The organism is Mesorhizobium sp. M0029 (assembly GCF_040323735.1).
Lineage (GTDB): Bacteria > Pseudomonadota > Alphaproteobacteria > Rhizobiales > Rhizobiaceae > Mesorhizobium.
The window spans coordinates 120,938-133,221 of record NZ_JAMYVF010000002.1 but is presented as its reverse complement, the minus strand read 5'-3'; the positions used below and the strand labels follow the sequence as shown (position 1 = coordinate 133,221).

Below are 12,284 nucleotides of genomic sequence, written 5' to 3'. Positions count from 1 at the left end.
AATTTGACACAAAAATTGCTTCAGGAGGAATTTTCTCGGATTTCTCGCGTTAGGGCCATGCGTCTGGCGAACGTTCGCAGAGAATCCACAGCCGTTGAGTGCTGATCAGCTTGGTGGCGGCCGCCTCATAGGTCTTGCCGTGATAGGTGATGGCGATGGCGGAAGCGGGATAGGTCATCTCGACCTCGGACGAACTGTCGGTGGTTCGCAGCGCGTACAGCGTGAACACGCCAGGATTTAGAAAGAGTTCGGTGCAGACCTGGCCACCCGTAAACGTGTCGACTTTTGACACCATGGCAACGTCGAGGCCTTCGTCGAATCGCAACGAAGGTTCCCCCGGCACTGGGATATCGATCGGCGTGCCGAGCCCCGAGCCGGCGCGCAAATACGGGAGAGAACCATCGGCCGGACTGGCGAAGCTCCAGTTGGCGAATCCGGTCTGGCCGCCGTCGTTTGGCCAGTCGGGCAGGCTGGAAACACCGTAATCGCCCCAGTTGAGATTGCGCCAAGCACCGCCACCGTAGGCGAGCGCGCCTTGGATCTTATCCTCGTCGCTGACTGGCTCAAAGGCATCCGGGTAATAGCCGCCGTAGTAGGTCTTGAGGCCGTTGCCGTTCCATGGGCCGTCGGTGTTAAGATCGATGGTCTGCACGTGTGGCGAACACGGGACTGGATCATAGCCGAGGAAGTTGCCGACCAGTCGCACCTGGATTGCGAAATAGCGGTTGCCCCAATGCACCGAAATGATGCGCTTCCATGGCCCGATCTTGACCGGATCTTCAGCGGTGCCGGCCATCTCAGTAGACCTTCACGCCGGCGGCGATCCGCAGCCGTCGCAGCGCCTCAAGGAAGCGCTCGGAGCGCAGGCGATGATATTCCGCCGACGCGTAGAGACCGTGCAGTAAGCGCTTCACGAGGGCCGGCTCTGTGTCCGCCGTCCGGCTTGCGACGCCGTCGTCGGTCCCGGCAAGGAGCTCTTCGGCGAGGCTCATGTAATCGTCCAAGACGGCCTCGCCATCGGCCTCGCCAGGCGCCATCAGCTCGGCGTTCAATTCGGCCAGGTCGTCGGAACTCATTGGCATGTGCGAAACCATTACGCCGCGTTCCTGCGATTGATCGCAGAGATTGTTTTCGCCCATGGGGATGGAGGCGCGATCTTTTCGCACTCCGCCAGGATCTCGGCGATTTCTGCATGGAGGTCGTCGACGGTCGGAATGGCCGTGCCGGCGTTCCACATTGCGCCAATATAGCGGGGCTTGGGTGCTGTACTGCTCATGGTGTACCTTTCATGGTTTAAGGCTTGGCTCCCCAGCACACCGACATTGAGCGATCCGCCCAGTCCGCGCCGCCGGGCAATCCTTCGACGTCATCGGATGTCCACTGACCGCCAGATCCGTCATTGCCGGTTTTCTCGACGAATTCCTTGACCTCGGCGGACCAGTCCAGAACGGGCCGATCCGGCAACGGCAAGCGAAAGTCGTGGATGCGCCCCCTGTTGATATCTTGATGCACCGCGCAGGCGAGCGTCGCGGTAAGATCTTCCACCGCTACCACGGCCCGAGCCTGGTCGAGTTCTGAGGCCCCCAGGATTTCCATCGCCTCCCGGATCAAAGACGGCCATTCGGCTGTCATGACCGCTAGGCACGCTTTCACGGCAGGGTCGTATCCATCGGTGGATTTTGCCGTCCAAGTTGAGCGCCGACGCTCAGCCCGATCTGGTCGGCCGCCATGTCCGTTCTTTATGTTGGAATTCTGGCGCCGCGCCGCGTCGGCAGCCTGCCGGTCGATCATACGCCGGCCATCAGCCAGAACGACCACAGGCAATGAACCGCGCACCACAGCCCGGCTGATGGTTGACGGGTTGACGCCGATGGTGGCGGCATATGCGGACATTGTGAGGAGAGCTGCTGACATCAGATCATTTTCAACAGGTCAGAATTGCGCGGGAGGAGGGTTCCAGACCTTGCGCCATAAGGGGTCAGCCAATTTGCATGGTGACCATGCCCATGTTTTGGAAGGCTGTGGCTAGGGACAGTTTGGGCTACCGCCGGCCCCGTCTTGGTAGAGCAGTGGGGAGAACCTACCCTAGGTTGCGTAGCGGTGCCGCCGGGTTGCAAAGCCGGTGCGGACGGACAAGTCGGGGAAACCCTATCCGACCGTCCGTCCGCGACGCACGCCGGGATGGAAGTCCGCGACCGCGCCATCTCTAGTGATGATGCCGTGAGCCGGCGGACAACCGCTCTGAAGTCCGCCGGCTCTATGCCCACGCTGTCAGGACTGACAGGAACCGACGCAGGGCAATGGGTGAGACCGGGCAAGCTGTGTGCCCGTCCGGTCTCGTTGGTATGGGGGTGAAGGATTCCCGCCATGCTCTTGAACTCAGTCCCGCAGTTCCGGCAGGTCGTCGGCCAGGCCAAGCAACGCGCGGGGATCTACATCGGCACGGCGTTCGACTGGCAGGTGTTCGGCCAGCGCTGCATCGACAAGGGCTTCCTCTGTGCGTTCGTTGGCGAGCAACTGCCCATCGATCTCGTTGATCTTGTAGGCGCGCGTGGCCTTGTCGAGTGCGCGGTCGTCGTTGGCGATCAGGCTGATGTCCCTGTTGAGCGCGGCAACCATCGCGTCAGGATTCAGCCAGCATTGGAGTGCCACCGCATCAACCGCGCCAACGTGGCCGCGCGCTATGCCGTGTGCGTCAGCCATGACCACGGTGGCCTCGACCGAAAGCAATTTGTTGGGGAACTGGATCTCGCTGCGGCCACCGTCAAGGATGCCGAAGAGGCGCGGCTTGGCTGTCGCTGCTTGTGCGGCCACCCAGGCCTTGGCAAATGCCTTGGCATCGCTGGATGGCAGCGGAGCGGTCTCGACATCGCGACGGTCAGCCTTCAGTTTCGAGATGGTCGACCGACTCGCCTTGATCTCGGCAAGCAGCTTGTCGCCCTTTGCGGTCGACGGCTTCACCGGTTCGGCCAATTCGATCCGGCCAGGAATGTCCTTGAGGTAGCGCTCAACCCTCTCAACGAGGGCAGCGTGGGAGCGCCAGACGGTGGCCCGCGCCTCGTACTGGCCGCGCACCCGTTCGAGTTCTTCGACGGCCATGTCCAACTTTGCCTTGGCTTCTGCCAAGCGGGGATCGTCTGGGCCTCGCCGGACAACGCCGTTGGGCAGATCCTCCTCGCGTTGCAGTTCACCGCGATCCAGGGCGCGTTCCAGGCGCCGGAACTCCGTCTCGGCTTCGTCGCGCTTGTCGAACAGCTTCCGCTGCTTGTCCGAAACTCCCACCAGCAATGCGCGTGCATCGTCGCGGGCCTCGACCAGGGCGACGAACTTGGCCTTCGCCGGTGCAGGCAACTTTCCACCCGGATTGGCGCTGTTGAGGAAGACGATCAGATCGGCGGGAGTGGCGGCGTCCATAGGTTTCTCCGTTGATTTGCACGCATTTTACCAGACCCTGAAAAGTGCCCCGACGCGCAAATATGATTTCCGCGTTAGGTGCTGAAGAAGTCGGCGAGCCATCGCCGTGTCGGAGCTTTGCCGCCATTGCCGCGAAGGATGGTCCAGGCCAGGGCCTTGCCGCCTTCCGGGTGCGGGCAGACAGCCGCCGTTCGATGCTCTTGCCACTTGTGACCGGCATAGGCTTCGAGGTGTTCGAATAGCTCCCAGATGCCTTCGGAGTCGGCGCCGCCGAGATCGGCAGGGACATGCCCGGCCAGTTCCCGCAGCGCTTCGTCACGCTCGCTGATCAGCCAGGCGCGTCGAGCATCCGCCTGGCCAGGGCCAGCGGCCTTCAGCCCGAGCGCTGCGTCGAGCGTAGGCGCGTGACCAGCGAAGAATGCGTCGATCGCCTCGCCGAACGGCACCGCGTCATCAGGATCGATTGGCAGACCTTCACGGATGCAGGCCGAGATCCGGCGCAGACGTGCAGCGGAGTCGATGGCGCCACTCATGCCGCGTTACCGACTTCAAGGACGCTGCCGATCTCTTCGAACAGACGACGAGCCCTTCCATAGTTCGGGTCGTTGTTGTCCAGGCTGGCATGATCGCCGACAAGACCGTCCAGCCAGTCGAACCAATAGGACAGCCTGGGCTTCTCAGCGCCGTTCTTCATCGAACGCTCAGCCATCGCCAGCATGGCGCCGACACTGACCGTGCTCACTGCGTTCCTTGCCCCTTTTTCGAAGGGCGCTTGCGTCGATGACGCCGTTTCAACGGGATCTATTATAACCGTTTCAACGGGATCTATTAAGGCTTCGCCTAATATATTATACAGCCCATCTCCTTGAAGTTGTTCAGCGTTTTCTGAAAGTTGGTTACCTATCGGGTCATTTTTAGGAACGGAACGGTTACCCATGCGCGCCGTTGAGGTAACAGGCTGGTTACCTGTGTAGGTAACAGGCTGGTTACCCTTGACGGTCTTCAGGATGGCCTCGTCCATCTCGCTGTAGATTACGAAGTAGCATCGCGATTTCGGGTTGAGTGGGTTAGCGCGGCCACCGATATAGCCGCACTCAGCCAGGGTTCTGATAGACCTGGAAAGGCTCTTGAGGTGGCATCCGACAAGGCCTGCCAATCGGCCATGCCCCGCCGTGCAGCCTATGCCGTTGGTGCTCATGCGGTCATGGATCGAGATTGCCATCATAACCCGGAGATCCAAGGACGTGAGGCGCTGATCCGCCATGGCGCGCGGCGGATCAGGACAGAAGAGGCGACCATCATTCTTAGCCATTGGCGCCTCCTTGCCTGCGCAAGAGCGCATGGAGCCGGCGATGATGCTTGCGGCAGAGACAGATTATCAGCATCGCGTCCGCCGCCGGCTCCGGATGGTGACAGTCCACCGTCGGGTCGCCGCAAACCTCACACGGCCAAATGATCAGCTTTCCCTTTTTGCGCGCCTGTGCGACGGCGTAATGAGCGCGACGCGCGTCCGGGTTGGCAAGGTTCCAGTTGCGTTGCGCGCGCCATTTCGGGTCTGGCGATTGCCTGCGGCGAGTGCTATTGTCCGAACTCTCAGATGCTGCCAAGCTTGAGACTTCGAAGCCGGTGAGCGTGGTTGCACACGCCGCCGGTTTTTCTTTTTGCTGATCCATTTTAGGTAGCCCTCGCCAATGCCAGATGGTGTTGGCGGACAGCCTCACAGGCTTCGCGGGCGGTCAGCCCGAGACCTCTCAAGGCGGGGATAGCCGGGCCGCGAGCGTGGCGCGGCGTATCCTGGATGAAGCGCAATCCGATCTCGACTTTCGAGGAATCGCAGGCGGCGTGATCGTCGGTGTGGATGCCGGTCATCATGCGGCCCTCCGGCGAGGGTTGGGCTTGCGCTCAAGCGCCTCGATCCACGCCTTCACTGACGGCACGCGATACAAAATGCGGCCGCCAAGCTCGACATAGGGAAGGCCGTCCGGCAAGCGTTGCCACCGGATCAATGTGCGCTCGCTGACATGCAGTTGTGCAGCCAGGGCAGGGCGGTCCAGATAGTCATCAAGTAGGCTCATTCGCTGACACTCCTTGCGTTGAGTTGACAGCGACAACCTACGGACGGACACGCATTTGGTCGTCCGAACAACCCGTCCTAATTCTTGACGGTTGGTCGGATTTTCTTCCTCCGCTCAAATCGCGGGATTGCCAGGCGGTTCTGCAACCGCTCGGCACGTTTAGCCATGAAGTCGGCCTGGGCGAGATTGCCGGCGGCGCGGAGTTCCAGGGATTTGCTAAAATGCTCGGAAGCTCTGTCCGCAATTCGTTCCCTGAGCTTCACGGCGTTGACGGCCAATCCGATGTCATCCTTTAGGGCCGCCTTCTCAGCGTCCTCTCCGGTGGCGAGCGTATAGGCAAGCCGTACAAATGCGGAGAACGGACCTGTGTCCGTGCTCGTGATCGCCTTGCCCGCCTCGACGTGCCAGAGGAAGGCAAGATGCCGGATGAATTTCTGCTTTGGGGAGCCGTAGAGCATCGCATGAAGCCCGCGCCCGCCTCCGGAGCCCTTGTCGGGTAGGTCTGGATCGCCGGTGCCGTATGTCTTGACCACTGCGCCTCTCGCAGCACCGGCCGAAAGAGAAATCCGGTGCAGCAACTCCTCGATATCGCTCTGGAGGGCCAGCACGACAAATTCATCAAGCGGCTCGCCTGATTTTTTTCCAATTGCGTCAAGCTGCTCAACGACGGTTCGGATTAAGGGTGCGAGCAGACTTGATCCTTCTGAGATATTGTGGAGGGCGGTCGCCATCTGCGCCACTCGGAAATCCGGACGAGCAGAGCCCTCGATGAAATGGTCTACGATCTCAAGAAATTTCGCCATGAATATGAGCGACGATCCATCGTTCGCGCTCCCAACAAGCATACCCAAAATTTGATTGAGGCGTTTGTCGTCTTCTGTCGGTTCGGATGGCAAACTGCGACCGTGGATCTCCGCTATGGATGGATCGCGGATGAACAGTGCTCGTTGCTGATCGATCGGAGCGTCGGGCTCCACGGTGATATTTAGGACATGCTCGCGCCACCTCGCGTAAACATCGGCCGCCGAAAAGCTTCCGCTCGGGAAGGGCGGCTTCATTGTGCACCGCCCTTCATGTTCACGACTTCTGCGCCGGTTCCAGTGGCCATGACAATCGCGCCAGCGCGTTCGGTCGCCGCCCGGAGGGGATCGTCCATCAAATGGCTGTAGCGCGCCGTGGTGGCCGGCTGTGAGTGTCCGAGCAAGGCGCCGATGATTGGCAGGGACAGGCCAGCGCTGGCCAGCACTGAGGCATAGGTGTGGCGTAGGTCGTGAATGCGGGCCGATGGCGTGACCACGATCTTGTTGCCTATCGTCTCGGCCGTGACGATGCCGGCGGCAAGACACAGTTCCCGCCACTCGGCCTTGATCTCGACGCGGTGATCAGCGCCACGGCCGGGGAACACATAGACGGCATCATCCTTTGCCTTCTCGCGAAGCTGATTGAGCAAGAGCCGGGCAGGGGCGGACAGGGGAACGCGGTGCATGGTCTTCTGCTTCGTGGTCGAGCCCGGCTTCGTCCAGACACCAGCGGTGAGATCGAACTGCTCCCACTTCGCGGCCTGTACCTCGCCGCGCCGCGCACCAGTGAGCAGCAGAAGCCGAAAGATGTTCGCTGCCTGCTGATCCTCTAGCGCCGTCAACGCCTCGGTCAGCTTGCCAAGTTCGGCCGGGGACAGATAGCGGTGCCGCTTCTGCTCATCGTTGCGTTCGATCCCCTTGGCCGGGTTGTCGGTGCGCCACCGCCATTTGATGGCGAGCCCGAACATCTTCGAGAGAACGGCCACTGCCCGGTTCGCCAGATAGGGCGCCGTCTTCGAAATCTTGCGGTGCAGGCTGTCGATGTCGGTAAACTCGACCTCGGCCACCTTCTTGTTTTTCAGCGCCGGCAGGATGTGGTTCTTGATCAGCGCCTTATAGTCACGGGCGGTCGAGTCACGCTTCTTGGTGAGGTGTTCCTTTTCGAAGCGGTCGCAGAGATCGGCGACGGTCTTTGCATCCCGGGCGGCGGCGACAGCGCCCATGGGGTCAGCGCCCATATCAATTTGCTTTTTGAGGTGTTTCGCTTCCTCGCGGGCAGGGCCGCTTTTCCAGTCAGGAAAAGAGCCGATCGTATATCGACGCTCCAGGCCGGAGCGAGTGCGGTAATTCAGGATGAACGCCCGGGCGCCAGCCTTGGTGACGCGGATACCGAAGCCCTTCACGTCGTCGTCATAGGTGATCTTGTTTCCGCTTGCCGGAGCCGGCAGGGCTTTGATGATGGCGTCCGAGAGTTGCATCCTGTGTGTCCGCACTGTGTCCGTCATATCGACGGCGCTTCATGTGCGTTCACTGTCTCACAATGTCCTGATTTGTCAAAGAGTGTCCGTTCAGAATCAACAGCTTATGTGCGGACACGGCATAATTTCGAATGAAACCAACGGGTTGGCGAAACGGCTCGAAACGAACTTTTAATCAGTAGGTCTCGGGTTCGAACCCCGACGCGCTCACCAGAAATATTTCGTGCGGAAGTTGCCCTGTCAGCAGCCCCCATCGCCCCTACAATCGTTGCCCGGTCTTGACGTCGAACAGATGAGCGCAGGCGCGGTCGATCTCGATGCGCATCTGCTCGCCCTGTTTCAGTGCCAGCCGCTCGCGGAAAAGGCAGGAGATTTCTTCTCCGGCGCAGTCGACCCTGGCAAAGATTTCCGAACCCGTTGCTTCCAGAAGCACGATCGTGCCGGGGATTCCTTTGGCGGTCGTCGCTCGGATGTGTTCGGGGCGGATGCCGTAGATGAGGTCGCCGCCGGGTATGTTTGCCAGGTCGATGCCTTCCGGCAGCGGCAAGATCAGTCCACCGGCGCTGCGGAAAACACCTTCCTCGACATGGCCCCGAATGAAATTCATCGCCGGCGAGCCGATGAACCCGGCAACGAAGAGGTTGGCCGGGCGATCGTAGAGATCGAGCGGCGCGCCGATCTGCTCGACAAGGCCGTCATGCAGCACGACGATCTTGTCGGCCATGGTCATGGCCTCGATCTGGTCGTGGGTAACGTAGATGGTGGTGGTTCCCAGCCGCTGGTGCAGCGCCTTGATCTCGCCGCGCATCTGCACGCGCAATTTGGCGTCGAGATTGGACAGCGGCTCGTCGAACAGGAACACCTGCGGGTCGCGCACGATGGCGCGGCCCATGGCGACGCGCTGGCGCTGGCCGCCGGAAAGCTGACGCGGATAGCGGTCGAGCAGCTTGTCCAGGCCGAGAATGCTGGCGGCCCTGCCGACGCGGCCGGCGGTGTCGGCCGGATCGGCTTTCTTGATCTTCAGGGCAAAGCCCATATTTTCGGCCACCGTCATATGCGGATAGAGCGCGTAGTTCTGGAACACCATGGCGATGTTTCGGTCGCGCGCCCTGAGATTGTTGACGAGGCGATCGCCAATGGCGATCCTGCCGCCCGAGATCGTTTCCAGTCCGGCAATCATGCGCAGCAGCGTAGACTTTCCGCAGCCCGACGGCCCGACCAGGATGACGAATTCGCCATCGGCGATGTCGACGCTGACATCGTGGATGATCTTGGCGGCTCCGAAAGCCTTCTGAACGTTGTTGATTGTTACCGATGCCATTGGATTTCTCCCGGAAATGAGTGATGTCGGGGCCGTGCCTCAGCCGCCCTTGACGGCGCCTGCGGTCAGCCCGGCGACGATCTGCCTTTGCGCGAACAGGGTCAGCACCAGCACCGGCAGCGTGACCACAAGTGCTGCGGCGGCGAGCGGACCCCAGCTCACCTGCTCGTAGGAAAGCATGTTGTAGACGGCGACCGGAAGCGTGCGGGTCTCGCGGCTGGCGAGCACAATGCCGAAGACGAAATTGTTCCATGAGAAGATGATCGACAGGATGAAGGCGACGACAATGCCCGGCTTGGCGATGGGCAAGGCGACCAGCCGGAACACCTGCCAGGAACTGGCGCCATCGATGTTGGCCGCTTCTTCCAGCTCCATCGGCGTGGTCTCGAAATAGCCGATCATCACCCAGACCACGATCGGCACCGTCACCACCAGATGGATGATGATCTGCGGCCACAGTGTGCCGAGAATGCCGACCCACTGGAACAGCAGGAACAGCGGAATGAGATAGGAAAGCCCCGGCGTCATGCGGGCGATCATGATGACCACCGCCGAGCGTTCGGCCTTGAGCCGCGCGATGCCATAGCCGGCCGGCACGCCGATCAGCAGCGCCAGCAACGTTGCCGTGCCCGTCACCAGAACCGAATTCCAGAAATAGAGCAGGAAATTGTTCTCCTCGAATACCTTCACATAGTTCGACCAGGCGAGATGTTCCGGGATCAGGATCGGCGGGTATGCACCGTTGTCGATCTCGAACTTCAGCGACAGCGAGACCATCCAGAGGAAGAACAGGATCGCCGGCGAGACGAAGACCAGAGCCGCGAAAAACAGCCCGATCCGGTTGAGCAGCCGTGAACTCATCTATTTGCCCTCCACCCCGATCCATTGGGAGCGCTGGCGCAGCATCAGCAGGATGAAGGACAGCGCGACGATGACGATGAAGAACACCACGGCCATGGCCGAGCCATAGCCGATGTCGTAGTAGGAGAAGGCGGTGTTGTAGAGATAGATGTTGATGGTTTCCGAGGCCGTGCCCGGTCCGCCCTGGGTCATGGCATAGATGATGTCAAAACTTTTCAGCGCATCGATGGTGCGGATGATCATCGCGATCATCAGGAACGGCGCGATCATCGGCAAGGTGAGATAGCGGAATTGCTGCCAGGCGTTGGCGCCATCGATCTCGGCGCTCTCGAAGGGCTCGCGCGGCACGGAGGCCAAGCCGCCCAGCACGATCAGCATCACCAGCGGCGTCCACTGCCAGGTCTCGACCGCAACCAGCGAGGGGATGACCGTTTTGGCGTTGAAAATCCATTCCTGCGCCGGGATTCCGACCAGCGACAGAAGGTAGTTGAGCACGCCGAGCTGGGGATGGAACATCATCGTCCAGACCAGCGCCACGGCGACTGGCGTCGCCATCATCGGCATCACGAAGACGCCGCGCAAAATGCCGCGCAGCGGAAATTTGGCGTCGAAGATCAGCGCGGCGACAGTGCCGAGGAACATCGGCGCCGCGACCGAAAGCGCCGTGTAGGTCAGCGTATGGAAAAGCGATTCCCAGAAGCGTTGGTCGACTGCCAGCCGCAGGTAGTTGTCCATCCCGGCAAAGCTTCGCGCCTGGCCGAGGGTCCAGCGGTTGACGCTCATCCACAGTGTGAAGGCCCAAGGAAAGACGATCACGGCGCCGACGACGACGAGCGCCGGGACGACGAAAGGCCAGTAGTTGGGAGCCAGCCGGATGGTCTGGCTCCCTTCGATGGCTTGCGTCGTCACCCCGGTGCGTTCTGGGGTGATGGCGGACATCAGCCTTGCTCGCTCCGGTCGAGCACCGGCTGGAACTGCTCGGTGGCCTTCTTCAGTTCCTCCGCCGGATCGGCGCCGGCGATCAGATTGGTCAGCGCCACGCCATAGATGTCGCGGAACTCGGTGACCGGAATGATGACCGGCAGCGACAGCCGGCTGACATTGCCCGAGCCGACCACGGCATCGAGCCAACTCGCCGGCATGGTGACGCCTTCGCGCACCTTGGGATCTTCCAGCACCGACTTGCGGAACGGCACGCCGGCACCCGCCTGCAGCAGGCGCGCGCCCATGGCGGGCGAAATCGCCCACTGGCAGAAGAGGTAGGCGGCCTCCTTCTTCTCGCTGGTGGCCGTCACGCCGAGGCCGTCGCCAAAGGTGCCGGCGGCATGCGCCTTGGGCCCTTTGGGCATGACGCCGTAGCCAACCTTGCCGACCACTCGTGACTTTTCCGGATTTTCCATTGGCGGGGCAAAGCCGACGCCATCGAACCACATCCCGATCTTGCCTTGCAGGAAGGCGGACTGGGCTTCGGCCCAGTTGAATCCGGTGACGCCTGGAGGCGCCGACTTGGTCATCAGCCGCTGGTAGAGGCTGGCCGCCTCGACCGCCTCGGGCGAGGTCGTGCGCAGCTTGCCCTTGTCGTCGAGCGGCGTCATGTCGTAGCCGAGCATAAGCGACGTCCACACCGGCGTGTTGGCGTTCTTGAGGCCGCGGGCGACAAATCCATAGGTGTTGGTCGACGGGTCGGTCAGCGCTTCGGCGGCCGCCACCAATTGCTCGAAGGTTTCAGGGTATTTGAGGCCCTTGGCCTCGAACAATTCCTTGTTCCAGTAGACGATCCAGTAGTCGACTGAGAACGGTAGCGAGCGCAGCACGCCCTGGCCGTCCTTGGCAAACAGCATGCCGGCATCGGCGAAATCGGTTTCCACCAGCGCAGGATCGGTCAGGGTCGAGTCAGCGAGATAGCCTGATATGTCGGCCAGCCAGCCGCCCTTTTCGAACTGCCGCTTCTGCACGTGGTAGCTCAGATGCACGACATCGAAGCTCGGCTTGCCGGAGCTGAGTTCGATCACCGTCTTCTGGCGCTGCTGCTGTTCCGGCGTCGCTTCGGCATTGACCTTGATCCCGGTCAGTTCCTCGAACTCGGCGATGTATTTTATCAGCGTGTCGCTGCGCGGGCTTTTCACCAGATTGACGTCAAGCGTCGTTCCCGCAAAGCGCTTCCAGTCGACACCGGCGGCAAAGCTTGGGCGAACACCGGCAAAGCCGGCGGCGGCAAGGGCGGCGGTTCCCTGGAGGAGTTGCCTCCTGGTTGGGTTGAACAGATTGGACGACATTTTCTTCCTCCCGGTTGTTGTCGTTGTCGATTGCGCCGCAGCGACCGCGGCGCGGCTCA

General features: G+C 61.3%; 15 protein-coding genes. All 15 read right to left on the bottom strand.

The window, feature by feature from the left end; genetic code table 11:
• Positions 1-49: 49 nt before the first annotated feature.
• Positions 50-796: a hypothetical protein gene (locus NKJ76_RS03800; protein ID WP_352536799.1), complete on the bottom strand. Its 747-nt coding sequence runs from the start codon at positions 794-796 to the stop codon at positions 50-52.
• A 1-nt stretch (position 797) separates the two neighbouring features.
• Positions 798-1,139, bottom strand: coding sequence for a hypothetical protein (locus NKJ76_RS03795; RefSeq protein ID WP_352536798.1), 342 nt, complete (start codon positions 1,137-1,139; stop codon positions 798-800).
• Between the two features lie 154 nt (positions 1,140-1,293).
• A complete protein-coding gene (locus tag NKJ76_RS03790) occupies positions 1,294-1,914 on the bottom strand; it encodes a hypothetical protein (protein WP_352536797.1) in 621 nt (206 codons plus the stop codon).
• A gap of 465 nt (positions 1,915-2,379) precedes the next feature.
• Positions 2,380-3,414 (bottom strand): hypothetical protein, encoded by a 1,035-nt coding sequence (locus NKJ76_RS03785; protein WP_352536796.1) that lies wholly within the window; start codon positions 3,412-3,414, stop codon positions 2,380-2,382.
• Between the two features lie 74 nt (positions 3,415-3,488).
• Complete coding sequence (locus NKJ76_RS03780) at positions 3,489-3,947, bottom strand: hypothetical protein (protein WP_352536795.1); 459 nt, start codon at positions 3,945-3,947, stop codon at positions 3,489-3,491.
• Positions 3,944-4,726 carry a hypothetical protein gene (locus NKJ76_RS03775; RefSeq protein WP_352536794.1) on the bottom strand — a complete coding sequence of 261 codons (783 nt, stop codon included), beginning with the start codon at positions 4,724-4,726 and terminating at the stop codon, positions 3,944-3,946. The genes NKJ76_RS03780 and NKJ76_RS03775 overlap by 4 nt, the downstream gene beginning before the upstream one ends.
• Positions 4,719-5,087 carry a hypothetical protein gene (locus NKJ76_RS03770; RefSeq protein WP_352536793.1) on the bottom strand — a complete coding sequence of 123 codons (369 nt, stop codon included), beginning with the start codon at positions 5,085-5,087 and terminating at the stop codon, positions 4,719-4,721. Before NKJ76_RS03770 ends, NKJ76_RS03775 begins: the two co-directional genes overlap by 8 nt.
• Before the next feature lies 1 nt (position 5,088).
• On the bottom strand, positions 5,089-5,286 hold the full coding sequence (locus NKJ76_RS03765; RefSeq protein ID WP_352536792.1) for a hypothetical protein: 198 nt from the start codon (positions 5,284-5,286) through the stop codon (positions 5,089-5,091).
• Entirely contained in the window at positions 5,283-5,489 is a 207-nt protein-coding gene (locus NKJ76_RS03760; RefSeq protein ID WP_156933961.1) for a DNA-binding protein, read from the bottom strand. The genes NKJ76_RS03765 and NKJ76_RS03760 overlap by 4 nt, the downstream gene beginning before the upstream one ends.
• Before the next feature lie 77 nt (positions 5,490-5,566).
• Positions 5,567-6,547 (bottom strand): hypothetical protein, encoded by a 981-nt coding sequence (locus NKJ76_RS03755; protein ID WP_352536791.1) that lies wholly within the window; start codon positions 6,545-6,547, stop codon positions 5,567-5,569.
• The gene (locus tag NKJ76_RS03750) at positions 6,544-7,767 is read right to left on the bottom strand and encodes a tyrosine-type recombinase/integrase (protein ID WP_352536790.1); all 1,224 of its coding nucleotides are present in this window, start codon (positions 7,765-7,767) and stop codon (positions 6,544-6,546) included. Before NKJ76_RS03750 ends, NKJ76_RS03755 begins: the two co-directional genes overlap by 4 nt.
• 259 nt (positions 7,768-8,026) lie before the next feature.
• Entirely contained in the window at positions 8,027-9,088 is a 1,062-nt protein-coding gene (locus NKJ76_RS03745; RefSeq protein WP_352514068.1) for an ABC transporter ATP-binding protein, read from the bottom strand.
• A 39-nt stretch (positions 9,089-9,127) separates the two neighbouring features.
• A complete protein-coding gene (locus tag NKJ76_RS03740) occupies positions 9,128-9,949 on the bottom strand; it encodes a carbohydrate ABC transporter permease (protein WP_023684659.1) in 822 nt (273 codons plus the stop codon).
• Positions 9,950-10,888 carry a carbohydrate ABC transporter permease gene (locus NKJ76_RS03735; RefSeq protein WP_352536789.1) on the bottom strand — a complete coding sequence of 313 codons (939 nt, stop codon included), beginning with the start codon at positions 10,886-10,888 and terminating at the stop codon, positions 9,950-9,952. It lies immediately after the preceding gene.
• Positions 10,888-12,225, bottom strand: coding sequence for an ABC transporter substrate-binding protein (locus tag NKJ76_RS03730; RefSeq protein WP_023819934.1), 1,338 nt, complete (start codon positions 12,223-12,225; stop codon positions 10,888-10,890). Before NKJ76_RS03730 ends, NKJ76_RS03735 begins: the two co-directional genes overlap by 1 nt.
• Between the last annotated feature and the right edge of the window lie 59 nt (positions 12,226-12,284).

What these genes read in the sequence shown, in the direction of transcription:
- NKJ76_RS03800 (WP_352536799.1), bottom strand. Translation starts at nt 796, where the DNA reads ATGGCCGGCACCGCTGAAGATCCGGTCAAGATCGGGCCATGGAAGCGC.
- NKJ76_RS03795 (WP_352536798.1), bottom strand. Translation starts at nt 1,139, where the DNA reads ATGGGCGAAAACAATCTCTGCGATCAATCGCAGGAACGCGGCGTAATG.
- NKJ76_RS03790 (WP_352536797.1), bottom strand. Translation starts at nt 1,914, where the DNA reads ATGTCAGCAGCTCTCCTCACAATGTCCGCATATGCCGCCACCATCGGC.
- NKJ76_RS03785 (WP_352536796.1), bottom strand. Translation starts at nt 3,414, where the DNA reads ATGGACGCCGCCACTCCCGCCGATCTGATCGTCTTCCTCAACAGCGCC.
- NKJ76_RS03780 (WP_352536795.1), bottom strand. Translation starts at nt 3,947, where the DNA reads ATGAGTGGCGCCATCGACTCCGCTGCACGTCTGCGCCGGATCTCGGCC.
- NKJ76_RS03775 (WP_352536794.1), bottom strand. Translation starts at nt 4,726, where the DNA reads ATGGCTAAGAATGATGGTCGCCTCTTCTGTCCTGATCCGCCGCGCGCC.
- NKJ76_RS03770 (WP_352536793.1), bottom strand. Translation starts at nt 5,087, where the DNA reads ATGGATCAGCAAAAAGAAAAACCGGCGGCGTGTGCAACCACGCTCACC.
- NKJ76_RS03765 (WP_352536792.1), bottom strand. Translation starts at nt 5,286, where the DNA reads ATGATGACCGGCATCCACACCGACGATCACGCCGCCTGCGATTCCTCG.
- NKJ76_RS03760 (WP_156933961.1), bottom strand. Translation starts at nt 5,489, where the DNA reads ATGAGCCTACTTGATGACTATCTGGACCGCCCTGCCCTGGCTGCACAA.
- NKJ76_RS03755 (WP_352536791.1), bottom strand. Translation starts at nt 6,547, where the DNA reads ATGAAGCCGCCCTTCCCGAGCGGAAGCTTTTCGGCGGCCGATGTTTAC.
- NKJ76_RS03750 (WP_352536790.1), bottom strand. Translation starts at nt 7,767, where the DNA reads ATGCAACTCTCGGACGCCATCATCAAAGCCCTGCCGGCTCCGGCAAGC.
- NKJ76_RS03745 (WP_352514068.1), bottom strand. Translation starts at nt 9,088, where the DNA reads ATGGCATCGGTAACAATCAACAACGTTCAGAAGGCTTTCGGAGCCGCC.
- NKJ76_RS03740 (WP_023684659.1), bottom strand. Translation starts at nt 9,949, where the DNA reads ATGAGTTCACGGCTGCTCAACCGGATCGGGCTGTTTTTCGCGGCTCTG.
- NKJ76_RS03735 (WP_352536789.1), bottom strand. Translation starts at nt 10,888, where the DNA reads ATGTCCGCCATCACCCCAGAACGCACCGGGGTGACGACGCAAGCCATC.
- NKJ76_RS03730 (WP_023819934.1), bottom strand. Translation starts at nt 12,225, where the DNA reads ATGTCGTCCAATCTGTTCAACCCAACCAGGAGGCAACTCCTCCAGGGA.